The sequence below is a fragment of the Gordonia sputi NBRC 100414 genome, from assembly GCF_000248055.1.
In the GTDB taxonomy this organism is placed as follows: Bacteria; Actinomycetota; Actinomycetes; order Mycobacteriales; family Mycobacteriaceae; genus Gordonia; species Gordonia sputi.
This window is the reverse complement of record NZ_BAFC01000083.1, coordinates 51,028-74,321: the sequence shown is the minus strand read 5'-3', so window position 1 is coordinate 74,321 and position 23,294 is coordinate 51,028. Positions and strand designations below refer to the sequence as shown.

The window sequence follows — 23,294 nt, the reverse complement described above, 5'->3', positions numbered from 1 at the left end:
CCCCGAGTCCGTGAGCTCGACGTCGCGGATCCTCACGGTGCCCAACGTGCTGAGCGTGCTGCGTCTGGCGCTCATCCCGGTGTTCCTGTGGCTGTTGCTCGACGTCAAGGCCGATGCCTGGGCGTTCTGGGTACTCATGTTGTCGGGCTTCACCGACTGGGCCGACGGCAAGCTGGCTCGTCTGCTCAACCAGTCGTCGCGGCTCGGTGAACTGCTCGATCCGCTGGCCGACCGGCTCTACATCGTGATCATTCCGGTCGCCTTTGCGATCAGGGGGATCATCCCGTGGTGGATCATCGGGATCATCGTGGCGCGTGACGTGCTGCTGTTCGCGTCCGGTCCGCTGCTTCGCAGTCGGGGTCTGTTGGCTTTACCGGTGCTCTACATCGGCAAGGCGGCGACATTCGCGTTGATGAGTGCGTTCCCATGGTTGCTTGCGGGACAATTGGATTCGGTGATCGGCACGATCTGTTACCCGATCGGTTGGGCATTCCTGATCTGGGGCGTCGCGCTGTATGTGTGGTCATTCCTGCTGTACTGGGCGCAGACGATTGCGGTGGTCACGAAGATGCCGCGTGCTGGCGTGCCGACCGGCAGGGACATGGCCTAAAGTCTCGGAGGACTAGAAAGGGGTCGACGTGACCGATACCAATGTGCCGGCTGAACTGAGCTACACCCCCGAACACGAGTGGGTGCGCAAGGTCGGTCCGACCACGGTCCGAGTGGGGATCACCGACTACGCGCAGGGACAGCTCGGCGACGTCGTGTTCGTGCAGCTCCCGGAGATCGACAGCGAGGTCGAGGTGGGCGAGTCGTTTGCCGAGGTCGAATCGACCAAGAGCGTCTCCGATATCTTCGGGCCGCTCAACGGGACGATCTCGAAGGTCAACGACGAGCTCGACTCGTCGCCCGACCTGGTCAACTCGGAGCCCTACGACTCCGGTTGGCTCGTCGAGATCAGCCTCGACGACGCATCGGTCCTCGACGCGCAACTGGCCGACATGCTCGACGCAGATGGCTACCGGGCCGTGATCGAAGGCTGACCATTCCCGGGGTATGGGAAAGTATGATCGTCGTTGTCGTGGCCGAGTCGCACGTGGTTGCGTTCGGCACAGGCGGTACGGTTTAGCCAACGGAAATCGACGTCGCATCCGCGGCGTCGGGTGGCCTGGTGCGAGACCTCGCAGCGCGTGAGCGCGGACGCCGACGGTGAGTGCACTCAAGGTGACGAACGGATGAGGACGAAGGAGAAGCGGTGAGCGATAACGACAACGGCTACGAGGCGCCGGTGGAAACCACATCGGTGTTTCGCGAAGAGTTCATCAATGAACTCGACGCGGGCGCGGCGACCTCGAGCGAGCCGGCCGACACGGGTGTCGAGCGGTTGTCGCCCGGTACCGCATTGCTCGTCGTGAAGCGTGGCCCGAACGCCGGTTCGCGCTTCCTGCTCGACCAGCCGACCACCTCGGCGGGCCGGCACCCCGACAGCGACATTTTCCTCGACGACGTCACGGTGAGCCGTCGACATGCCGAATTCCGATTGGGAGACAACGAGTTCCAGGTTGTCGACGTCGGCAGCCTCAACGGCACCTACGTCAATCGCGAGCCCGTCGACAGCGCGGCTCTCAGCAATGGTGACGAGGTCCAGATCGGAAAGTTCCGGTTGGTCTTCCTGAGTGGTCCGCGCGACGGTTCCGGCGCCTGACACCGTGCCGGCCTCGACTGCGGACGCGCGCGGCGGGGGATCGATGTCCATCGGGTCGGTCCTCGCGCTGCTGCGCGAGGACTTTCCCGATGTGACGATCTCAAAGATTCGTTTCCTCGAAGCCGAAGGGCTTGTCACGCCTGAACGCGCGCCGTCGGGCTACCGGCGATTCAGTCAGTCCGACTGTGAGCGCCTGCGTTTCGTGCTCACGGCACAGCGCGATCGCTACCTGCCGCTCAAGGTCATCAAAGAGCAACTCGACGCCATCGACCACGGCGACGGGGGATTCGGCGCAGGGGGCACCCCCGTACTCTCGACGGCGCGCAGCGTCGTCGCACCGGCCACCGACTTCTCGGCGCGCGGTGGTCGCGTCTCCCGCGAGACCCTCATCGAGCGAACCGGAGTCGATTCGGCGTTCGTGACCGAACTCCAGCGCAACGGTCTACTGACATCCGGACCTGCAGGATTCTTCGACGAGGACGCGGTACGGCTCGTCGAAGCCGCAGCGGCCCTCGCCAACTACGGCGTGGAGACAAGACATCTGCGCGCGTTCAAGGTGTCCGCGGATCGTGAGGCAGGACTCGTCGCGCAGATCGCCAACCCGATCGCGAAGGGTAAGGGCACCGGTGCCCGCGACCGTGCCGAGGAACTCATCCGCGAAATCGCCGCACTGTCGGTGACCCTGCACACGCAACTGGTCAAGCAGGCCGTGCGCGGCGTGCTCGATTGACGTCCTTCTCGACGATTGCGGTACGGCGCGCCGGGGCTGTGTATCTCGCCACGACGCCGCTGTGGGTCCAGTCGGTGTAGCGTCGATGGCAATTATTGACGGCTCGGGAGGTGCGAGATGAGCGAGATGCGTGTGGTGGGCATTCGGGTCGAGCCGCCGCAGAGTCAGCCGGTTCTGCTTCTGCGTGAGGTAGACGGCGAGCGCTACCTGCCCATCTGGATCGGGCAGAGCGAGGCGGCGTCGATCGCGTTGCGCCAAAAAGGGATCGAGCCGCCCCGGCCGCTCACCCATGACCTGATCGTGAACCTCATCGAAGAGTTCGGGCAGACACTCGTCGAGGTGCGCATCGTCGACATGCAGGAGGGCACCTTCTACGCCGAGATGGTCTTCTCCGGCGATGTGCGGGTGTCGGCGCGTCCGTCGGATTCGATCGCGGTCGCGATGCGCGCCGAGGTGCCGATCATCGCCGACGAGGAAGTCCTTGCCGAGGCGGGCCTGTTGATTCCCGACGAGGAATCCGAAGACGGTCCCGAGGCGAAAGAGGACGAGGTGGAGAAGTTCCGCGAATTTCTCGACAACGTTTCGCCCGACGACTTCAAGGCCAGCGGCGGAGCCTGACTCGGCGGATGGTTTCGTAGCTTTCTGTACGGCGCTGCAGCGACACGTCACGGTTCCATATCCCGGAGATCACCGTTTGTCTCGATCTCAAGTTGAGGTTGAGTCTTAGGGCGCGTCGCATTGATTCGGTGCATCGCCGCGACATACGGTCACGCACGTGATCGTCGGGGACACACCCGATGGTGGAGAGCAGATCGGGTTCGGCGGCGTATCGTGGTTGCAGGTCCGCACCGGTCCGATCCGAGCGTGGCGAGGGAGTCTGCAGTGGGCGATATGCCGTTCGACGGTGAAGATGGTCAGCCGTCAGACAGCGAGACGACGACCGACGGCAGCGTCGGCGTGGAAGCCGAGCACCCGTCGGACGACCCGACCCCGCGTCGCAGGGCTACCCAGGGCAGCCTCGACGACATTGCGCCGGGACTCTTCCCCAACGACACCGTTCCCGACGAACTCGTCGGCTACCGGGTGCCGAGCGCGTGCCAGATCGCCGGAATCACCTACCGACAACTCGACTACTGGGCACGCACGTCACTCGTCGTGCCGTCCATCCGCGGTGCGGCGGGCTCGGGCAGTCAGCGCCTCTATTCCTTCAAGGACATCCTGGTCCTCAAGATCGTCAAGCGTCTGCTCGACACCGGTATCTCGTTGCAGAACATCCGCGTCGCCGTCGATCACCTGCGCCAGCGCGGCGTCGAAGATCTTGCCGGGATCACCCTGTTCTCCGACGGCACCACCGTCTACGAGTGCACATCTGCCGAAGAGGTCGTCGACCTCCTGCAGGGCGGACAGGGCGTGTTCGGCATCGCGGTCAACGGTGCCATGCGCGAGCTGACCGGCGCCATCGCCGATTTCCCCGGCGAACGAGCCGACGGTGGAGTCACCGAGTCGGCCCCCGAAGACGAACTCGCAGCGCGTCGCAAGAACCGCACTCGCCGAACCGGATGAGCGTACGGGTAGACTGAACAACGCGTCGCTGCAGTACGGGAGAGCGTCATCTCGAATGGCCGCCGAAGGAGCAACACCTCCTCGTCAAACTCTCAGGCACCCGGACCGTACTGTCGACGGCGTCTCTGGAAAGTGGTGACGGCCAAGCCGTTACCCGCCCACGGTGAAAGGTTCTCGTGTCATCGCTGACACGATGACTGAATCTCTCAGGCGCCGCCCCGCGGCATGACAGAGGGGGAGGGCCGACCCGCCGGTACGACCGGTGCGCGCGAGAGGTTCCACCCCATGACATCCGTCGATGCCTCGACCCCTGAGATCCGCGGCTCCGAGTTCACGTCTGCTGCCTTCGTCGACCGCCACGTCGGGCCGGACGCGGATGAGACCGCCAGAATCCTCGCGCTCCTCGGCGTCGAGTCACTCGACGACCTCGCTCGGCGGGTCGTGCCGTCACTGATCCTCGACGATCCGTCGGACAACGGGCTGTCGGCACTCGACGCCCCGCTGACCGAGCAGGAGGCGCTCGAGCGTCTGTCGGCGCTGGCATCGAAGAACACCGTCAACCGGTCGATGATCGGTCTCGGCTACTACGACACCATCACGCCCGGCGTCATCCTGCGCAACGTCGTCGAGAATCCGGCCTGGTACACCGCGTACACGCCGTACCAGCCGGAGATCAGCCAGGGCAGGCTCGAGGCGCTGCTGAACTTCCAGACGATGGTCTCCGACCTCACGACCATGGAGGTGGCGAACGCGTCGATGCTCGACGAGGCCACCGCCGCCGCCGAAGCCATGACGCTCATGCGGCGTGCCGGAAAGTCGAAGTCGACTCGGCTCGTCGTCGACTCCGATCTCTTCCCGCAGACCAGGGCTGTCATCGACACCCGCGCACTGCCGCTCGGTATCGAGGTCGTCGAGGCGACGCTGAATCCGGGGCTGCCGGGATGTGGGCTTCCCGACGGCGACTATTTCGGTGTCATCCTCCAGACGCCGGGAGCGTCGGGTCGAATCCTCGACGTCGCGCCGATCATCGACGCCGCGCACGAGGCCGGTGCTCTGGTCACGGTCGGGGCCGATCTCCTCGCACTGACCCTCATCACGCCGCCCGGAGAGCAGGGTGCCGATGTGTGCTTCGGGACCCCCCAGCGATTCGGCGTGCCGATGGGCTTCGGTGGACCGCATGCAGGCTACTTGTCGGTGCGCGCCAAGCTTTCTCGTCAGCTCCCCGGGCGTCTCGTCGGTGTCTCCAAGGACGCCGACGACAACCTCGCCTATCGGTTGGCGCTGCAGACACGTGAGCAGCACATCCGCCGCGAGAAGGCGACAAGCAACATCTGCACCGCGCAGGTGCTGCTGGCTATCGTGGCGGCGATGTATGCCGCATACCACGGCCCAGAAGGCTTGCGCGCCATCGCACGTCGGGTACACGCACATGCCGTGACGCTCGCCGACAGTCTGAGCGCCGCCGGATTCAGCGTCGAACACGCGACCTTCTTCGACACGGTGCAGGTCCGCGTGGACGGTCGCGCAGACGCCATCGTCGCCGATGCCCACCGCGCGGGAATCAACCTGCGCAGGGTGGATGCCGACACGGTGTCGATCGCGTGCGACGAGACCACCTCGGCCGCAGACATCGATGGGGTCCTCGAGGTGTTCGAGGTGGCAGGTGTGACGCCGCGCGGTTTCGCGCAGTCGATCGAGACTCGGACGAGTGAGTTCCTGACGCATCCGGCTTTCAACAGGTACCGCACCGAGACGTCGATGTTGCGTTACCTTCGTGCCCTGTCGGACAAGGACATCGCGCTCGACCGGAGCATGATTCCACTCGGGTCGTGCACCATGAAGCTCAATGCCACCACCGAGATGGAGCCCATCACCTGGCCCGAATTCACCCGGCTGCACCCCTTCGCGCCGGACAGCGACGGCGCAGGCATTCGCGAACTGATCGCCAACCTCGAACAGTGGCTGGTGACGATCACCGGCTACGACAGCGTGAGCCTTCAGCCGAACGCCGGTTCGCAGGGTGAGTTCGCCGGCCTGCTCGCGATTCGCCAGTATCACCTCAGCCGGGACGACGCGGCTCGTGACATCTGCTTGATCCCGTCGAGCGCGCACGGCACCAACGCGGCGTCCGCGGTGATGGCGGGCATGCGCGTCGTGGTCGTCGCGTGCCGCGAGAACGGTGATGTCGACGTCGATGACCTGCGCGCCAAGATCGACGCTCATGGTGAGTCACTGGCAGCGATCATGATCACCTACCCGTCGACCCACGGTGTGTTCGAGCACGACATCCGCGACATCTGCGCGGCAGTCCACGATGCAGGCGGTCAGGTCTACATCGACGGTGCGAACCTCAACGCGCTGGTCGGAGTTGCGCGCCCCGGTCGGTTCGGCGGCGACGTCAGTCACCTGAATCTGCACAAGACCTTCTGCATCCCGCACGGCGGTGGTGGTCCGGGCGTCGGGCCGATCGCGGTGCGCTCGCACCTGGCGCCGTTCCTGCCCGGACACCCCCTCGCCGACGAACTGCCCGGTGCGGCAACGATTTCGGCGGCGCCGTACGGCTCGGCGTCGATCCTCCCGATCACCTACGCCTACGTCGCCATGATGGGCGCCGACGGGCTGCGTCGCGCCACACTAACCGCGATCGCGTCGGCAAACTACATCGCCCGACGCCTCGGCGATCACTACCCGGTGCTCTACACCGGCGACGGTGGATGGGTCGCGCACGAGTGCATCCTGGATCTCCGCGGGCTGACGAAGGAAACCGGCGTGACCGTCGACGACGTCGCAAAGCGATTGGCCGACTACGGTTTCCACGCGCCGACGATGAGCTTCCCGGTGGCGGGCACCCTGATGGTCGAGCCGACCGAGAGTGAGAACCTCGACGAGATCGACGCCTTCTGCGACGCGATGATCGCCATTCGTGCCGAGATCGACAAGGTGGGCGACGGCACCTGGACCGTCGACGACAACCCGCTGCGCGGAGCACCGCACACCGCGGAATGCCTTGTCGCCGAATGGGATCACGCCTACTCCCGCCAAGAAGCGGTCTATCCCCAGGGATTGCCGTCCGCGGGTGCGCGCGCCAAGGTCTTCCCGGCGGTGCGTCGTATCGACGGCACCTACGGAGACCGAAACCTCGTCTGCTCGTGCCCGCCGATCGAGGCGTTCGCGGACTGACCGTCTCGGTTCAGGCGGAGGGGCCGAAGTCGCGTCCGTAGACGAGTTTGTTGATCGTCACGATGGCCGAGTTCTCGGGCTGCGGCATCGGCTCCTTGGTGATCGGGAATCCGACGGTCTTGGTCGCGGGCGGTAGCGGTGCATTGCCGCGGAATCCCTGCGACGTCAGCAACGACAGGTGCTTCTGGTCTTGGGCGAAGCGGAAGAAGTCGGCGATCGCGGCGCTCGACACGGGCGAGACCTGATCACCGGCGAGCCGGATGATCGGGAAATCGGCAAAGGGTGTCGGGCCGCTCGGCACGATCTCGGCGAGTCGGGCCGTCGCATCCTCGCGGGTGAGTTTGTAGAGCTGCTGCTCGGTGATCGGAACAGCGTGGATGGGCGAGGTTTTCGCGTCGGTCGCGTCGCGCATGACCGTCGCCGCGCCGACAGGGCTGCCGTCGGGTGATTGGGGCGCGCCGTCGAGCATCGCACCGACGCTCGACGCGACGCGATCGGATGAGGCGTCGTCGTTGGTCAGTGGCCCGGTGGTGCGCATGACGCGCATGGCTACCGCCTGTGCGGCGAGCGAGGACGCGTCGGACTGCGCGCCGAGCGGCATCGCCATGCGCAGCGAACCCCAGCCCGTGATGTCGAAGTCGCGGAGGCTGTCGTCGCGTTGCTGCAGCGTCGGGACCTGGCCCCAGTCGATCTTGCCGTCGATCTTGCTGCCCAGTTCTGCTGACGTCGCAAGAACCACCGGTGAGGTCACCAACGACGTCGGTGTGCCCTCGAGTGCCGACGGTTTCGCCTGAGCCAACTCTGCGGCCCATACCGACGACTGCGGAATCCACGCGGCGGGAAACGCGCCCATCGACGCGGCGTCCCAATTTCCGGCCAGCCCGTCCAGGGTGGTCTTCGCGTCGCCCGCACGCACGGCGACGGTGATGCAGTGGTCGCGGACGACGGGTTTGCTCGCACCGAACTCGCGAGCGATCGCGATCAGTGCCGGAGCGACGTCGGCGTCGGCTACGACGTCGACCGTCGCGGGCCCCTCGATGCACGAGGCAGCGGCAGAATCAGCCTGCTTGTCGAGGTGGTCGCCGAGTTGCTGCCATGCCACGATCACGGCGGCTATCAGCACGAGAGCGAGTAATACGAACACCAGCCCGCGGCTGATCCCCCGCTGCCTGATTCCGCTTCCGCCACCGGTTACCCGATGATGCGCCACTACCGCCTCCGTTGTCGCGTGCGAGGTCCCGGACAGAAAGGGCGTCCGTCCGGGACCTCACGCGTGTTCACGCCTTGGCCGCGGCAGCCTTGTACTCGCGGCGCTTGCGATGCAGGATCGGCTCGGTGTAGCCGCTCGGCTGCTTCGCTCCCTCGAGGATAAGTTCCTTGGCGGCCTGGAATGCGATATTCGTGTCGAAATCCGGAGCCATCGGCGAATAGGTCGGATCGTCAGCGTTTTGCCGATCGACCACCGGGGCCATCCGCTCGAGCGCAGCGACGACGTCGTCGGCGGTGACGATCCCGTGATGAATCCAGTTGGCGAGCAGCTGGCTGGAGATGCGCAGCGTTGCGCGGTCTTCCATGAGCGCGACGTCGTGGATGTCGGGAACCTTGGAACAGCCGACGCCGTGGTCGATCCAGCGCACCACGTAGCCCAGGATCGACTGGCAGTTGTTGTCGAGTTCTTCCTTCTTCTCCGCGTCGGACCAGTCGGTCTTCGGTGCCAGCGGAATGGTCAGGATGTCGTCGACCGATGCCGGGTCGCGCTTGGCGATCTCGTCCTGGCGCTCGAACACATCGACGAGGTGGTAGTGCATCGCGTGCAGTGTCGCGCCGGTGGGTGAGGGCACCCACGCGGTGCTCGCGCCGGCCTCGGGCTGTGCGATCTTCTGCTCGACCATGTCGGCCATCAGGTCGGTCATGGCCCACATGCCCTTACCGATCTGCGCCTTGTGCTGGAGACCGGCGTGCAGACCGATGTCGACGTTGGAGTCCTCGTAGGTGACCATCCACTTGGCCTTCTTCATCTCGCCCTTGCGGATCATCGCACCCGCCTCCATGGAGGTGTGGATCTCGTCGCCGGTGCGGTCGAGGAAGCCGGTGTTGATGAACACCACACGGTCTTCTGCGGCCTTGATCGAGGCCTTGAGGTTCACCGAGGTGCGGCGCTCCTCGTCCATGATGCCGACCTTGAGGGTGTTCTCCGGCAGGCCGAGAACCTTCTCCACACGACCGAACAACTCAACGGTGAACGCGGCCTCGTCGGGTCCGTGCATCTTGGGCTTGACGATGTAGATCGAACCCGTGCGCGAGTTCTGCAGACCGTCCTCGCTCAATCCGTGAATGCCCGCGAGCGAGGTGACCAGAGCGTCGAGGATGCCCTCGGGCACCTCGTTGCCCTCGGCGTCGAGAACAGCGGGGTTGGTCATGAGGTGGCCGACATTGCGCACGAACAGCAGCGAACGACCGTGCAGGTCGAAGCCCGTGCCGTCGGGCGCGGTGTAGGTCCGGTTGGGGTTGAGCACGCGGGTGAACGTCTTGCCGCCCTTGCTGACCTCTTCGGACAGGTCGCCCTTGTTGAGTCCGAGCCAGTTGCGGTAGCCGAGGACCTTGTCGTCGGCGTCGACTGCGGCGACCGAGTCCTCGAAGTCCATGATCGTGGTGATCGCCGACTCCATCACGACGTCCTTGATGCCTGCCGGATCGGTCTGCCCGATCGGCGACGACGGGTCGATCTCGATGTCGAGGTACAAGCCGTTGTGGCGCAACAGGACCGACGCGGGGGACGCCGCGTCGCCGGTGTAGCCCGCGAACGCTGAGGGATCGGCGAGGGTCGACGTCGTGCCGTCGGCGAGCGTCACCTGGACCGCGCCGTCGACCACGGCGATCTTGGTGACGTCGGTGTAGCTGCACTGTTCGAGCGGAACAGCCTTGTCCAGGAAGCTCTTTGCGTACGCGATGACCTTGTCGCCGCGAACCTTGTTGTAGCCCTTGCCCTTCTCGGCGCCGCCCTCGTCGCTGATGACGTCGGTGCCGTACAGGGCGTCGTAGAGCGAGCCCCAGCGTGCGTTGGACGCGTTCAGTGCGAATCGCGCGTTGAGGATCGGCACGACGAGCTGAGGTCCGGCCGTCTCGGAGATCTCGCGGTCGACGTTTGTGGTGCCGATCTGGAAGTCGGCGGGCACCTCGGCGAGGTAGCCGACCTCGGTGAGGAACTGCTTGTACTCGCCGAACACCGCGGGGTCGGAGAAGTCGACGCCCTTGTGGTCGCGGTGCCACGCGTCGATCTTGCTCTGCAGGTCGTCACGCACCGCGAGCAGTTCACGGTTGCGGGGTGCGAGGTCGTTGATGACGGCAGCGGCGCCCTTCCAGAAGGTGTCCTTGTCGACACCCGAGCCCGGAAGCGCCTCGTTGTTGATGAAGTCGTAGAGGACGGTGGCGACCTGAAGGCCCTCCACATTCGTGCGGGCGGTGGAGTCAACGGCAGGGGTCTGGTCCGACATAAGAGCCTTCCTTCTCCGGTGGCCCGGAAGCCGGTGGCGTTGCGGCTTCGGTGTCGAATCCGCGCACGTCATCAGCCCTCATCGGGACAACAGGGGCGATCGTGAACGCGCTCCATGTTACCCGCGAGGTAAATCGCGTCGTCAGCAGGCGTCGAGCAGCACGCCGAGGTGAGAACGCAGCGTGCCCCGCAGCTCGGCGCCACGATCGGCGATGGCCGACTGCTCGCGGACGTACTCGGCCCGCCCCGCGGGCGTCTCGATCTCGACCGGCGCGTAGCCGAGGTCTCGCAGGTCGTAGGGACTCGCTCGCATGTCGAGCTCGCGGGCGGTGAGTGCGAGCTCGAACGCGGCGAGTGTCAGCTCCGCGGGAATCAGCGGCGCGAGGTTGATGCATGCGCGGTACAGGTCCATGGTCGCGTGCAGACAGCCGGGTTGTTCGTGCTCGATCTGTGTCTGCCGCGACAACGTCGACTCGTTTCGTGGACGAGCCGCGTCGGTGAAGAAGCGGAAAGCGTCGAAGTGCGTGCACCGCAACGGCATCGATTCGACGACGGCGTCGGTCGCCGCGGGTCCGAGCCGCAGCGGGACGGAATGTCGGGGAGCGTCGGTGCGGTAGACCATCGCCCACTCGTGCAGACCGAAGCATCCCAGGCGGGCGGGGCGGGAGGCGGTGGCGTCGAGCAGTGCACAGGTGGCGAGCAGCGCACCACGCCGTTCGGTCAGGAACGCCGGGTCGACCGTCACGCCCCCGCCGGGAGTCCGGGTGTAGCCGCGAAGGGTCGACAGCTCTTCGAGGACGCGCGCTTGGCCGCGGTCGCCCGTGGTTCCCGGTGCCGCCAGCACGACGCCGTAGCCGGGGTGCCAGCGTCGTATGTGGGAGGGGCGTGCCGAGTAGTAGGTGAACAAGAAGTCGAGGACGGGGTGCTTTTCGCCCTGCGCCCTCGACCGCAGGTAGGGCCCGACGAGTTCTTCGACGCGCGCCTCGTGATCGGCGCGACGCGCCTGCCAGACGTCGGGAGATAAGACGGCAGGGGATAAGACGTCGGGGGATAAGACGTCGGGGGAGAGGACAGGGTTCGAGAGCTCGACAGGGCTGGGAGTCGCGTGCGCCATGGTCACACCCGGTGCGTCTCGTCGCGGACGGTGCCGACGAACTCCTCCACGAGGTCGGCGAGCGCCACGATGCCGACGGTGCGTCCCGAGTCGTCGACCACCGCGCCGAGGTGCGAGCTGGTGCGGCGCAGGGCGCGCGTCGCGTCGTCGAGTGGGGTGTCGATGCCGATCACCGGAAGTGGACGGATCTTGTCGACGCCGATGATCGTCTCCTGGCCGACGTTGCCGTCGAGGATGTCGTCGAGCACGTCCTTCAGGTGGAGGTAGCCGGTGAAGGTGCCGTCGAGGCCGCGCACCGGGAACCGGGAGAAACCGGTGTCGCTGACGGCTCGCTCGACCGACCCGAGGGTGGGGCCGACGCCACCGGTCACCGGATCGACCTCGACGTCGACGCTGCGCATCCGATCGAGCGGGATCATCACCTCCGACACCGTGCGGGCGACCGACCGCAGTGCGCGGGTCAGACGCTCGTGTTCCTCCGCGTCGATCAGGCCTTCCTCACGGGACTCGCCGAGCATCTGCGCGAGTTCGACGGGCGAGACCGTCGAATCGAGCTCGTCCTTCGGCTCGACGCGCAATGCGCGAAGCGTGATGTTCGCCAGCCAGTTGTAGAACGCGATGAGCGGGCGGACGATCTTGATGAAGCCGAGGTGAACAGGGACGAGCAGCATGGCTGCGCGTTCCGGACCGGCGAGCGCGATGTTCTTGGGCACCATCTCGCCGAGCAGGATGTGCAGCACCGCAACGAGTCCGAGCGCCACGGCGAACGAGATGGGGTGCAGCAGCGACTCGGGGACATGTGCGACCTCGAGTGGTAGCTCGAGGATGTGTGCGACGGCCGGTTCGCCGACGCGACCGAGCAGGATCGAACAGATCGTGATGCCCAACTGCGCGCCCGCGAGCATGAGCGAGAGATGCTCGCTTGCGCGGATCACGGTGCGTGCCCGCGATTTTCCGCTCTCGGCGAGCGCTTCCAGTCGGTCGCGTCGTGCCGAGATGAGGGAGAATTCAGCGCCGACGAAAAATGCGTTGCCCGCGAGCAACACCACGGTGAGAACGATTGCCCATGCGTCATTCATCGTGAGCTCCCGGGCTGTCGCTCGATGCGTCGTCGGATGTGATGGGTGTCAGTCGCACGACGTCGACGCGTCGACCGTCCATCGCGACGACGGTCGCATTCCACGGGGTGGTGTCGAACTCCTCGTCGGATTCGTCTTCGTCGTCGTCGCGCAGAGACACGACCATCGGGAGGTCGACGGAATCGCCTGCTGCCGGGATGCGACCGAGTTCGTTCATCACAAGCCCGCCGAGCGTGTCATACGGGCCATCGGGAGCGCGGTAGCCGGTGGCGTCTGCGACCTCGTCGGTGCGGAGCAGTCCCGAGAGCAGGTATCCGTTGGCGTCGACCTGGACGTCGGCGCGCTCGTCGTCGTGCTCGTCGGTGACGTCGCCGAGAATCTCTTCGATGAGGTCCTCGGTCGTCACGATGCCGGCAGTGCCGCCGTACTCGTCGATCACGACGCAGACCTCCATGCCGTCGGCACGGATCTGCTCCATCAGCGCGTCGCCGTCGAGAGTCGTCGGGACGGTGGGTACCGAGCGCGCTATCGACGAGAGGGACGTCGAGAGTTGTTCTTCCGGGGCGACGGTGAACGCCTGCTTGATGTGGACGACGCCGATCATGTCGTCGAGATCGCCGTCGTTGACGATCGGGAAGCGTGAATGTCCGGTCCGCGACGTCGCCATGACGAGGTCGCGAATCGTATCGTCGCGGTCGAGGTATTCGACCGTGACGCGCGGCGTCATCAGATCCTCTGCGGTGAGTTCACCGAACTTGAGTGACCGATCGACGAGCATCGCGGTCTCCGGGTCGATCGACCCCTGTTTGGCCGAGTTGCGTACGAGCGAACCGAACTCCGACGGTGACCGCGCCGACCGCAGTTCCTCGGCGGGCTCGATACCCATCCGACGGACGATCCAGTTCGCGGCGCCGTTGAGACCCCGGATGACCCAGCGGAACGCCAGCGAAAAGTAGGCGAGAGGGGCTGCGGTGGCGCGTGCCACCGCCATCGGACGTGCGATGGCGATGTTCTTGGGGACCAGCTCGCCGAGCACCATCGACAGCGACGTCGCGATGAGCAGCGCGAAAACGAGTGAGAGGACCGACGCGACCGATTCGCTCACGCCCATCGCGCGGAATACGGGACCGAGGATCTGTGCCAGCACCGGCTCGGCGATATAGCCGGTGATCAGCGTCGTGATCGTGATACCGAGCTGTGCGCCCGAGAGCTGGAACGACAGCGTCTTGTGCGCGCGTTGCACAATGCGTGAACGACGGTCGCCGCGCGTGGCGACCTCGGATTCGACAGCTGACCGTTCGAGCGCCGTGAGGGAGAACTCGGCTGCGACGAAGATCGCGGTACCAAGTGTCAGCGCTATGAAGCCGATCAGGCTGGCGACGATGATCAGCGCCTGCACGTGTCACCTTCGTGTCGAGGTAGAGCGTCCGGTGCCTGTGGCACAGGCGATCCCTCCATGACGCACCGAGTGGCTGGGGACAGCGCCACGGAGTCGGTGCACTCCGTGGGCAACGCAGACCATTCTAGGTGCGGCGTCGGTGGCGAGGGCTCACCAACCTGTCGGTAGCGGTTTGCCCTCGGCGAAGCCTGCGGGCGACTGCACTCCGAGAACCACGCGCTCGCGCAGCTCGCCGAGTGATCGCGCGCCGGTGTAGGTCGCCGTGCTGCGCACACCCGAACAGATGTGGTCGATGAGGTCTTCGACGCTCGGACGCTCGGCGTCGAGCTTGATCCGTGAACTGGAGATGCCCTCCTCGAACAGAGCCTTGCGGGCCTGGTCGAAAGCGCTGTCGGCAGAGGTGCGTGCTGCGACAGCGCGCTTGGACGCCATCCCGAAGCTCTCCTTGTAGAGCGCGCCCGACGCGTCGCGCTTGAGGTCGCCGGGCGACTCGTAGGTCCCCGCGAACCACGACCCGATCATCACGTTCGACGCGCCTGCGGCAATGGCAAGCGCGACGTCGCGAGGATGGCGGACACCTCCATCGGCCCACACGTGCTTGCCGAGTTCTGCTGCGGTGGTTGAACATTCGGCGACCGCGGAGAACTGCGGCCGTCCGACGCCGGTCATCATCCGCGTCGTGCACATCGCGCCGGGCCCGACGCCGACCTTCACGATGTCGGCTCCGGCGTTGATGAGGTCGCGTGTGCCCGCGGCCGACACGACGTTTCCGGCGGCCAACGGGACGCCGAGGTCGGCCGTTGCGACAGCTTCGAGCGCCGAGAGCATCTTCTCCTGGTGGCCGTGTGCCGTGTCGATGACCAGGAGGTCGGAACCGGCGGCCACGAGTGCCTTCGCCTTGCCGACGACGTCGCCGTTGATGCCGACGGCTGTCGCGATGCGGAGGCGGTTCTCGTCGTCGACGGCAGGGCGGTAGATGCCGCTGCGCAGTGCGCCAGTCCGGGTGACCACGCCGGTGAGGCGTCCGTCGCCGTCGAGCATGATCGCCGCGTGCTGGTGCGCGGCGTCGAGGATCTCGAAGACCTCCCGGACGTCTGTTCCGGCAGCCACTGAGACGAACCCGCGGTCGAGGACGTCGCCGAGTCGGGTGAAGCGGTCGACGTCGGTACAGGCCGCCTCGTCGACGGTGCCGACGGGCCGGCCGTCACGGTCGACGACCACGACGATGCCGTGCGCACGTTTGGTGATCAGTGCGAGCGCGTCGCTGACCGAATCGTCGAGTTCGAGCGTGACCGGGGTGTCGGCGACGAGGTCGCGCGACTTGACGAACGCGATGCTCGACTCCACGGCCGGGATCGGTAGGTCCTGCGGTAACACGACCAATCCGCCCCGGCGGGCGACGGTTTCAGCCATCCGCTTTCCGGCGACAGCGGTCATGTTCGCGACGACGACGGGGATGGTCGTGCCGGAGCCGTCGGAGGAGGCGAGGTCGACGTCGAAGCGGGAGATCACGTCACTGCGTGACGGAACGACGAAGACATCGTCGTAGGTGAGGTCGTAAGCGGGCGAGTGTCCCGAGAGAAAGCGCACGTACACACACTGTACCCGGCGATGACTCGGCTGCGATCGCGGGTTGTTGCCGTTCGGCGCGTCGGGCGATCGGAGTCTTTTCTTGCGGGGAAGGCTAGGCTAACTTTGCTGGCAAACCGCTGTGAAGTGACTGAGGGCGAGGAGTGACGTGGGCAAGGTGGCGCCGACGCCCGATCAGACGCGCCTGTCCGTAGTCATACCCGTGTATCGGAGTGCGCGGTACATCGAGCCGTCTCTGCGCGCGATCCTGCGGCAAGTCAGGCCAGTCGACGAAGTCGTCCTGGTCGACGACCGTGGCGACGACGGGTCGATCGCGGTGGCGACGTACATCCTCACGTCGGCTGGTGTCGACCACCGCGTTGTCGAACTCGACCGCAACCGTGGCGCGGGCTATGCGCGCAACGCCGGCGTGCGTGCAGCAACCGGCGACGTGATCTGGTTCTTCGACAGCGACGACCTCGCCGACCCCACATTCACCGCGCGCATGCTCGACGCGCTGGTCCGAGAACATGCCGACTTCGCTTCCTGCCGAACGATGTTCGTCGATCCTGCTGGGGCTGCTCTCGGCGTTGCCGAACGTCGAATGCGGCGGCGATTTGTCGACGGCCACGAATTCGCCCGAATGCTCATGCGGGGCAGGGTGAAGGCGTATCCGCCGGCACGATTGTTCCGCCGCGCGGTGCTCGGCGATGCACCCTGGGATGAGCGCAGAGCGTATGAGGACATGGCTGCAACGCTGCGCATCGCGCTGCGGGCCGACCGCGTCGCGCTCGTCGACGAGCCGCTGCTCTGGTATCGACAGCATCCCGAGTCGACGTCGCAGGTCACCTGCACGCACACCGCCGATGTCTTCACGATGGGCGACGAGGTAGCCCGGCTTGCCCCGGAACTTCGCGAGCGCGACGCGTTCTGGGGATCGAGTCGGTGGGGATCGAGTCGGAACCGCTCGCTCGCCCGCGCGTTTCGCTACCGGGAGGTGCTCATACCTGCCGCACACATGGCCATGCGCGCTGCGCAGGCCGGCACCGGTGACCCCGACGTCGTGCGGTCCCTGATCGCGGAGTCGCGTCGGCGGTCATCGCTCGGCGACGTCGTACCGCTGGTCGCCACCGGTCAGCTACGCTCCGCGGCGTTCGCGGTCGGCATGGCGGCCTCGCCGTCGGCATACGCGCGGGTGCTGAGCAGGCGCTGACCTCCGTGAACGCACGCGCTCGTGGGAGCGCGGCCGAGGTGCGTACACAATCCGGTCGTCAGCGCGGCGCCGCGACAATAATTGTCTCGGCGTCCCGCTGACGTCACAGTTGTGTACGCACCCCTGCGGCATGGACGTGCGTCGGTCCCGGCATCTCGCGAAATCGCCTCCGACCGCGGTCACTGAGCAAATGTCCGGCGCCGGCGATGCGGCGTGTCGCCGCTGCTCGCGCGGCGTACGTGTCTGGTCGGGCGCGCGATTCCGCACTACGGACTTTTGCGCGGCTGAGGGTGCCGCGGTTCGTACACAATCCGGTCGTCAGCGCGAGGCCGCGACAATAATTGTCTCGGCGTCCCGCTGACGTCACAGTTGTGTACGCACCGCTGCGGCACCGGCGTGCCAGGTTCAGTATCTCGCGAAATCCTTACGACTCCGGCGACCAGTCGGGGGCCCGCGCCGTCCGCATGTCGCCGCGTGAGATCAGGCGCGGGTGCTGCGCACCCGGTAGCCGTCAGAGATCACGCGAGACGGCCCAAAAACGTTCGGGCGCAACGATTTTGTTCATGTCGAACTGCGTGTTCTGGGTGGGGTAGCACTCGACGGCCGCGCGTTTGAGATCCATCGAACCAGCAGCCGGTTGCACATCGTCGAGCACGCATCCGCGCCAACGCAACACGTCGCGGCTGGCCATCTCGTCGCTGCGGCTGTAGTTGCAGTACGGCAGGTCCGCGTACATCCACAGGGGGACCGGCACCCGAGCCGCCAGAACCGCGTTGCGTACGAGCAGGTGGTCGGCATGCCTGACACCGAGCGGCCCGATGACGATCTGCGGTCGGTGGGTTTCCACCAGTTCGGATACCGCGCCGCTCAGCGCCCCGAGGTCGGCGCCACCGTACTGCTGGTCGAGGAAGTCGAGGTGCACCGCGCGACCACCTATCGTCGCGACGGCCTTCTCGTCCTCTGCTCGGCGGACGTCGAGTGCTTCGGTCGACGACGCGAAGCCGGTCGAGCGATCCCACTCCGTGTGCTGAGGCGGATCCGGCCGACCGGCCAACATCGTCACGACGATGACGTCGTCCATCGCCGACAGCGCCGCACCAGCCGAATACACCGCATCGTCGAGGTGCGGAGAGAGGATAAGCACCCGCGACAGATCCTCCGGGTCGAGTCGCTCTCCGCCCGCTGCGTTCAGACTGTCTTCACCCTCGACGTTCAGTCGGTCTTCACCTCGGTGCGATCCTGGCCCCAGAGCGTGTGGAAGGTTCCGGGCTTGTCGACGCGCTTGTAGGTGTGCGCGCCGAAGTAGTCGCGCAGGCCCTGCGTCAGGGCGGCAGGCAGCCGGTCGCTGCGCAATCCGTCGTAGTAGGAGATCGATGAGGCGAACGCCGGTACGGGCACTCCCATCAGCGTCGCCGCCGACACCACTCGTCGCCAACTGTCGAGGGACGACTCCACGGCGTCGGTGAAGTAGGGCGCGAGCAGCAGGCTCGGCAGGTCGGCGTTGTCGGCGTACGCGTCGCGAATACGGTTGAGGAACTTCGCGCGGATGATGCAGCCGCCTCGCCAGATCGTGGCGAGCGAGCCGCGGTCGACGTTCCAGTTGTACTCCTGGCTGCCCGCGCTGATCTCGTCGAATCCCTGGGCGTAGGCGACCATCTTGGAGGCGTAGAGCGCGCGGCGGATGTCCTCGACGAACTGCTCTTTGTCTTTCGGAGCCTCTGCGAGCGTTCCCGACGCCAGCGACGTTGCCGCGGACCGCTGGTCGGCAGCACTCGACAGCGCTCGGGCGAACACCGCCTCCGCGATCCCGGTCACAGGGATGCCGAGATCGAGTGCGGCCTTCACTGTCCACCGGCCGGTGCCCTTCTGGCCCGCCTGGTCGACGATGACGTCGACGAGTGGTTTTCCGGTCTCGGCGTCGACCTGGGCCAGCACCTGCGCGGTGATCTCGACCAGGTAGCTCTCGAGTTCGCCCTTGTTCCACTCGGCGAAGACGTCGGCGATCTCGGCGGGTTCCATGCCGAGGCCGCGACGCATCAGGTCGTACGCCTCGCCGATGAGCTGCATGTCGGCGTACTCGATGCCGTTGTGGACCATCTTCACGAAGTGGCCGCTGCCGTCGGGGCCGATGTGGGTGCAACAGGGTTCGCCGTCGACGTGTGCGGAGATCTTCTCGAGCATCGGACCGACCGATTCGTACGACACCGCGGGGCCGCCGGGCATGATCGACGGACCGTTGAGTGCGCCTTCCTCGCCGCCGGAGATGCCCGCGCCGATGAAGTTCAGGCCGCGCTCGGCCATCGCGGCCTCGCGACGGATCGTGTCGGTGTAGAGGGAGTTGCCGCCATCAATGATGATGTCGCCCTTCTCCATCACGTCGGCCAGCTCAGAGATGACCGCATCGGTGGGGTCGCCCGCCTTGACCATGATCAACACGCGACGTGGCTTCTCCAACGCGTCGACGAACTCCTGCATCGTCTCGGTGCGGATGAAGTTGCCCTCGCTGCCGTGCTCATCAAGGAGAGCATCGGTCTTGGCGATGGAGCGATTGTGGAGTGCAACGGTGTAGCCGTGGTGGGCGAAATTGCGGGCGATGTTGGAGCCCATGACTGCCAGGCCGGTGACTCCGATCTGGGCCTTCGACGACGCGGACGGTGTGGCGGAGTTGGTCATGTCACCAGCCTATTGCCTAGGCGGCGTCCTGTGTTCTGTGGTGTCCGAAGTGTCGCAACCACACCGGTCGACGGTGTCGCACGCCGACCCGGCGCACGAGAGCATCAGTGAGCCGCGACGAGCCTGCTCAGTTCGGTCAGCCAGGGGATTGCGACGGCCAGCGTCGGCACCACCAGGATCGCGGTCGCGCCCGAATACGCCACCGTGACCAGCCAGATCGGCGCGCGGTCGTGCCGGAGGCGATGGACGCGGGTCAGCGTTGTCGGCCCGCCGACGGCCATCGCGCCGCGTGGTGCGACGGCGTCGGCGCATGCAACAAGCGCGCGCCCGAGTGTCGTCGGTGCGGTTGCTCGAACCGCCTGGTCGTCGGCGAGGGCCTCGACGAGAAGCTCGACCGAACCGAGCGCGGAGGAACTACGTACGAAGCGGGGAAACGCTTCATGGAGCGCGATGAACGCTTCGAGGACGAGGTCGTGGCGTGCGCGCAGGTGTGCACGCTCGTGTGCGATGACGGCGATGAGTTCGTCCCGCGAGAGCCTGGCCACGACGCCCTCGCTCAGCACGACGCGCTGCCGAATGCCGGGCAGGCAGTAGGCGAGTGGCTGCTCGACGTCGATCATGCGGATATCGCGACCGAACAGCGGATGCGACTGATCGGAGCGGTCGCATCGGTCGAGGATGTCGATGAGTTGGCGATGCGTCGCCCGTCGAGCACGGGTGCGTACGCCGACGCGAACGACCGTGAAGATCAGGCGGGCGCCGATGAGCAGCGTGAGCGCGAAGACGCCCACATAGGCGATCCACAGAGGAAGTCCGACCCGTTCGATCTCCCGCAGCGGATGGGTCGTCGGCGCGCCGTCGGGGCCGGGGGAGAGCAGATTCGCCGCGATTGCCAGACCGCAACTGAACGCAGACAGCACGGCAGCGAGTGCGATGGCCTGCCACAGCGTCATGGCCGCCCGGGGTGCACGAATCGGCCACTGGGCTCGCGACAACGCCTCAGGGGCAGGGCCGACGAAAACCAGCGTCATGATGCCGAAGAGCAGTGCGGTCATCGAGTGCTGTCCTAGCGGTGGGCTGTATAGCAGGGTGAATCAGTCGTGCAAGTAAATACATAGAACGAAAGCGAGTGAATCAACGGTACTAAAGCGAATCTAGCTGGTCTCTTGAGTACCGCGGGCTGCTTCGAGCTCATCGAGCGCACGACGCAGCGCGGCGGCTTCGTCGGCGCCTACTCGACCGACAAAGCTGACGAGGGCCGCGTGCCGAGAGCCGGGGGCGTGCGCTTCGCTGAGCGCATCGACCATCAACGACGCCACGAGGTCTTCGCGTGGATGGGTGGGAACGTACTTGTGGGCTCTGTCCTCGCGGATCTGCGTGACCAGGTTCTTCTTCGCCAGACGCTGCAGCACGGTCATCACCGTGGTGTAGGCCAGCGAGCGGTCGCGGGATAGATCCGCGTGGACCTGGCGAACCGTCTGAGGCGTGGGACTCTCCCAAAGGGAGTCCATCACCGCACGCTCCAGATCGCCCAATCCGTTCATCTTTCGCATTTTACTGCCGTTTCCTCTACTTGCTCGACGCCGGGGCCAACTTGTCCCGCGGGGTGCCTTGACAATGTTGGTAAGGCTAGCCTACGTTAATCACAACGTCGGACCGCGCGAGAGTCCTGAGGGCTGCAGAGACCCCCGGTCCACGTCGCGGTAAGCCCCACATCCCCAACGGGATGTGGGGCTTACTGGTTCCCGGGGATGTCCACAGGGCCAGCGATGCTCGGCCACGTGAGTCGTGACACTCTTGTTCGCATGACTGTTGACGACACGGACAATTTTTCGAAGTTCGCGGGCAAGGGTCTCGACGCCCTGCTCGGCCTGCAGATCACCGACATCGACGACGACGGCGCGGTCACCGCGACCTTGGAGATCGATTCGCGACATCACCAGCCGTTCGGCATCGTGCACGGCGGTATCTACTGCGCGATCGCCGAAAGCGTTGCCAGCACCAGTGGCTTCGTGTGGCTGTCCAAGCAGGGGCCGGGTCAGACCGCGGTCGGCGTCAACAACAACACCGACTTCCTCCGTTCGGTCAGCAGTGGCGTCGTCACCGCAAAGTCGTCGCCCATTCACCGCGGACGCCGGCAGCAGCTATGGCGTGTCGAGATGTCCGACGACGCAGGTCGCCTGCTTGCCACGTCGCAGGTGCGTCTCCAGAACATCGACATGCCTGCGGGCGCGTGACCTCGCGGCACACGTTGGGCGCCGACGTTCGGCGCTCGGTCGAAGAGCTGCTCGCGCCGGTCGACGACGATCTCGCGGCGCACTACCCCGGCGATCGGACTGATCCGCAGCCGGTGCACACCGTCTACGTGAGCGCGGCAGACGTCGACGAACAGACGCCGCAATCGTGGGGTGACGAGGCGCTCCGGATCGCCGACGCTGCGTCGGGTGTCCTCGGCGAACTCGCGGACGACGACGTGGTCGGAATCGCGCTCGAGCGGTTACGAACCAACCCGATCGAGGATCTGCGGATCGATCTCGAAGACGGTTACGGATGGCGTCCTGACGCCACCGAGGATGCCGACGCCCGCCGGGCAGGCGAGACCCTCGCCGCCTGGACTCGCCAACGACCCCACGCACCTCGATCCGCGGGTGTGCGGGCCAAGGGACTCGGAGCGGTCGAGCGCAGCCGCGGTCTGCGCACGCTCGAACTGGTCCTCGACGCCGCGGGCGGTATCCCCGACGGTTTCGTGTTCACGGTGCCGAAGCTGCGCGACGTGCGGCAGGTCGACGCCGTGAATCTGCTGTGCGCCGAGTTCGAGCGCGTCCACGGCGTGCCCGTCGGCTCGTTGCGATACGAACTGCAAATCGAGATCCCGCAGGCGATCCTTGGCCCGGACGGGAGCGCAACGGTTGCCGAAGCGGTGCATCGGGGTGCCCCGCGGCTGAGTGGCCTGCACTACGGCACCTACGACTACAGCGCAGCATGCGGAATCGTCTCGGCTCAGCAGTCGCTTGCGCACCCGGTCGCCGATCACGCCAAGAACGTCATGCAGGCCGCGGCGGCGCAGACCGGCGTCTGGCTCAGTGACGGCTCGACGCAGGTCATGCCGACCGGCGACGACGCCCAGGTCGCGGCCGCGTTGCGGCGTCACCACTCGCTGGTGCTGCGCTCGCTCGAGCGCGGCTACTACCAGGGATGGGATATGCATCCGGGGCATCTGATCACCCGATGGGCCGCGGTCACCGGGTTCTACCGGTCGGCGATGCCGACCGCGGTGACCCGACTGCAGAGCTATTTCGAGCGACGAGGCGGCGACGTCGTCGACGAGCCGGCCACCGCGATGTCGTTGGCGCTGGTCGTCGGCCGAGGGTTGGCGGCAGGTGCGTTCACCGAAGACGAGGTCACCGCGATCGCTCCGCAGTGCACCGTGACCCGCCTCGCGCAGTTGCGCGCCACCGGCGGTGCACTCGTCGACGAGTGACGGCGCTTCGACGCGCCGCCGCGCAGCGCGCGTGGCAGTATGACCACACCAGCAGTGGGGTGTGTCGACCCCGGATCGTTGTGAAGAGGGGTTCA

The 23,294-nt window shown here is 66.2% G+C and carries 20 protein-coding genes and 1 riboswitch; of the genes, 10 read left to right on the top strand and 10 right to left on the bottom strand.

What is annotated here, in order from left to right; translation table 11 throughout:
- The first annotated feature begins 10 nt into the window (after positions 1 to 10).
- From GOSPT_RS13805 to gcvP, 7 genes are all read left to right on the top strand, one after another.
- On the top strand, positions 11 to 610 hold the full coding sequence (locus GOSPT_RS13805; protein ID WP_245548720.1) for a CDP-alcohol phosphatidyltransferase family protein: 600 nt from the start codon (positions 11 to 13) through the stop codon (positions 608 to 610).
- Between the two features lie 28 nt (positions 611 to 638).
- The gene (gene gcvH, locus GOSPT_RS13800; protein ID WP_005206871.1) at positions 639 to 1,043 is read left to right on the top strand and encodes a glycine cleavage system protein GcvH; all 405 of its coding nucleotides are present in this window, start codon (positions 639 to 641) and stop codon (positions 1,041 to 1,043) included.
- Positions 1,044 to 1,255: 212 nt separating this feature from the next.
- Entirely contained in the window at positions 1,256 to 1,705 is a 450-nt protein-coding gene (gene garA, locus GOSPT_RS13795) for a glycogen accumulation regulator GarA (RefSeq protein ID WP_005206869.1), read from the top strand.
- 43 nt (positions 1,706 to 1,748) lie between these two features.
- Positions 1,749 to 2,435, top strand: a complete 687-nt coding sequence (gene ftsR, locus GOSPT_RS13790) for a transcriptional regulator FtsR (RefSeq protein ID WP_005206868.1) — start codon at positions 1,749 to 1,751, stop codon at positions 2,433 to 2,435.
- Positions 2,436 to 2,552: 117 nt separating this feature from the next.
- Positions 2,553 to 3,053: a bifunctional nuclease family protein gene (locus tag GOSPT_RS13785; RefSeq protein ID WP_005206867.1), complete on the top strand. Its 501-nt coding sequence runs from the start codon at positions 2,553 to 2,555 to the stop codon at positions 3,051 to 3,053.
- Between the two features lie 264 nt (positions 3,054 to 3,317).
- Positions 3,318 to 3,998, top strand: a complete 681-nt coding sequence (locus GOSPT_RS13780) for a MerR family transcriptional regulator (RefSeq protein ID WP_005206866.1) — start codon at positions 3,318 to 3,320, stop codon at positions 3,996 to 3,998.
- A 26-nt stretch (positions 3,999 to 4,024) separates the two neighbouring features.
- Positions 4,025 to 4,116, top strand: a riboswitch (glycine riboswitch).
- Positions 4,117 to 4,283: 167 nt separating this feature from the next.
- Positions 4,284 to 7,178, top strand: coding sequence for an aminomethyl-transferring glycine dehydrogenase (gene gcvP, locus GOSPT_RS13775; RefSeq protein ID WP_051993899.1), 2,895 nt, complete (start codon positions 4,284 to 4,286; stop codon positions 7,176 to 7,178).
- A gap of 10 nt (positions 7,179 to 7,188) precedes the next feature.
- Here gcvP and GOSPT_RS13770 read toward each other — a convergent pair whose 3' ends face one another.
- From GOSPT_RS13770 to guaB1, 6 genes are all read right to left on the bottom strand, one after another.
- On the bottom strand, positions 7,189 to 8,388 hold the full coding sequence (locus tag GOSPT_RS13770) for a substrate-binding domain-containing protein (protein WP_005206864.1): 1,200 nt from the start codon (positions 8,386 to 8,388) through the stop codon (positions 7,189 to 7,191).
- 67 nt (positions 8,389 to 8,455) lie between these two features.
- Positions 8,456 to 10,672 carry a malate synthase G gene (locus GOSPT_RS13765; protein ID WP_005206862.1) on the bottom strand — a complete coding sequence of 739 codons (2,217 nt, stop codon included), beginning with the start codon at positions 10,670 to 10,672 and terminating at the stop codon, positions 8,456 to 8,458.
- 141 nt (positions 10,673 to 10,813) lie between these two features.
- On the bottom strand, positions 10,814 to 11,791 hold the full coding sequence (locus GOSPT_RS13760) for a hypothetical protein (RefSeq protein WP_005206860.1): 978 nt from the start codon (positions 11,789 to 11,791) through the stop codon (positions 10,814 to 10,816).
- Positions 11,788 to 12,864 (bottom strand): hemolysin family protein, encoded by a 1,077-nt coding sequence (locus GOSPT_RS13755; RefSeq protein WP_005206858.1) that lies wholly within the window; start codon positions 12,862 to 12,864, stop codon positions 11,788 to 11,790. Before GOSPT_RS13755 ends, GOSPT_RS13760 begins: the two co-directional genes overlap by 4 nt.
- A complete protein-coding gene (locus GOSPT_RS13750) occupies positions 12,857 to 14,263 on the bottom strand; it encodes a hemolysin family protein (RefSeq protein WP_005206857.1) in 1,407 nt (468 codons plus the stop codon). The genes GOSPT_RS13755 and GOSPT_RS13750 overlap by 8 nt, the downstream gene beginning before the upstream one ends.
- A gap of 150 nt (positions 14,264 to 14,413) precedes the next feature.
- Positions 14,414 to 15,853, bottom strand: a complete 1,440-nt coding sequence (gene guaB1, locus GOSPT_RS13745; RefSeq protein WP_039856047.1) for a GMP reductase — start codon at positions 15,851 to 15,853, stop codon at positions 14,414 to 14,416.
- A 148-nt stretch (positions 15,854 to 16,001) separates the two neighbouring features.
- Between guaB1 and GOSPT_RS13740 the strand changes: the two genes are divergently transcribed.
- The gene (locus GOSPT_RS13740) at positions 16,002 to 17,045 is read left to right on the top strand and encodes a glycosyltransferase family 2 protein (RefSeq protein ID WP_005206846.1); all 1,044 of its coding nucleotides are present in this window, start codon (positions 16,002 to 16,004) and stop codon (positions 17,043 to 17,045) included.
- A 511-nt stretch (positions 17,046 to 17,556) separates the two neighbouring features.
- On the opposite strand, the gene GOSPT_RS13735 is transcribed toward GOSPT_RS13740, so the two are convergent.
- The 4 genes from GOSPT_RS13735 to GOSPT_RS13720 form a co-directional block, all read right to left on the bottom strand.
- The gene (locus GOSPT_RS13735) at positions 17,557 to 18,189 is read right to left on the bottom strand and encodes a PIG-L deacetylase family protein (protein WP_005206844.1); all 633 of its coding nucleotides are present in this window, start codon (positions 18,187 to 18,189) and stop codon (positions 17,557 to 17,559) included.
- A 68-nt stretch (positions 18,190 to 18,257) separates the two neighbouring features.
- Complete coding sequence (gene gnd / locus GOSPT_RS13730) at positions 18,258 to 19,718, bottom strand: NADP-dependent phosphogluconate dehydrogenase (protein ID WP_005206841.1); 1,461 nt, start codon at positions 19,716 to 19,718, stop codon at positions 18,258 to 18,260.
- A 104-nt stretch (positions 19,719 to 19,822) separates the two neighbouring features.
- Positions 19,823 to 20,773 carry a M56 family metallopeptidase gene (locus GOSPT_RS13725; protein WP_005206839.1) on the bottom strand — a complete coding sequence of 317 codons (951 nt, stop codon included), beginning with the start codon at positions 20,771 to 20,773 and terminating at the stop codon, positions 19,823 to 19,825.
- Between the two features lie 99 nt (positions 20,774 to 20,872).
- Positions 20,873 to 21,271, bottom strand: coding sequence for a BlaI/MecI/CopY family transcriptional regulator (locus GOSPT_RS13720; protein WP_005206837.1), 399 nt, complete (start codon positions 21,269 to 21,271; stop codon positions 20,873 to 20,875).
- 252 nt (positions 21,272 to 21,523) lie between these two features.
- On the opposite strand from GOSPT_RS13720, the gene GOSPT_RS13715 reads away from it, so the two are divergent.
- The gene (locus GOSPT_RS13715) at positions 21,524 to 21,955 is read left to right on the top strand and encodes a PaaI family thioesterase (protein WP_005206835.1); all 432 of its coding nucleotides are present in this window, start codon (positions 21,524 to 21,526) and stop codon (positions 21,953 to 21,955) included.
- Positions 21,952 to 23,199 carry a DUF6986 family protein gene (locus tag GOSPT_RS13710; protein ID WP_005206834.1) on the top strand — a complete coding sequence of 416 codons (1,248 nt, stop codon included), beginning with the start codon at positions 21,952 to 21,954 and terminating at the stop codon, positions 23,197 to 23,199. Before GOSPT_RS13715 ends, GOSPT_RS13710 begins: the two co-directional genes overlap by 4 nt.
- The last annotated feature ends 95 nt before the right edge of the window (positions 23,200 to 23,294 follow it).

Bases quoted from the DNA above. Each gene is read 5' to 3' on its own strand.
- ftsR (WP_005206868.1), top strand. From the start codon at position 1,749: ATGTCCATCGGGTCGGTCCTCGCGCTGCTGCGCGAGGACTTTCCCGAT.
- GOSPT_RS13720 (WP_005206837.1), bottom strand. From the start codon at position 21,271: ATGCGAAAGATGAACGGATTGGGCGATCTGGAGCGTGCGGTGATGGAC.
- GOSPT_RS13725 (WP_005206839.1), bottom strand. From the start codon at position 20,773: ATGACCGCACTGCTCTTCGGCATCATGACGCTGGTTTTCGTCGGCCCT.
- GOSPT_RS13715 (WP_005206835.1), top strand. From the start codon at position 21,524: ATGACTGTTGACGACACGGACAATTTTTCGAAGTTCGCGGGCAAGGGT.
- GOSPT_RS13785 (WP_005206867.1), top strand. From the start codon at position 2,553: ATGAGCGAGATGCGTGTGGTGGGCATTCGGGTCGAGCCGCCGCAGAGT.
- gnd (WP_005206841.1), bottom strand. From the start codon at position 19,718: ATGACCAACTCCGCCACACCGTCCGCGTCGTCGAAGGCCCAGATCGGA.
- GOSPT_RS13765 (WP_005206862.1), bottom strand. From the start codon at position 10,672: ATGTCGGACCAGACCCCTGCCGTTGACTCCACCGCCCGCACGAATGTG.
- gcvP (WP_051993899.1), top strand. From the start codon at position 4,284: ATGACATCCGTCGATGCCTCGACCCCTGAGATCCGCGGCTCCGAGTTC.
- GOSPT_RS13755 (WP_005206858.1), bottom strand. From the start codon at position 12,864: ATGAATGACGCATGGGCAATCGTTCTCACCGTGGTGTTGCTCGCGGGC.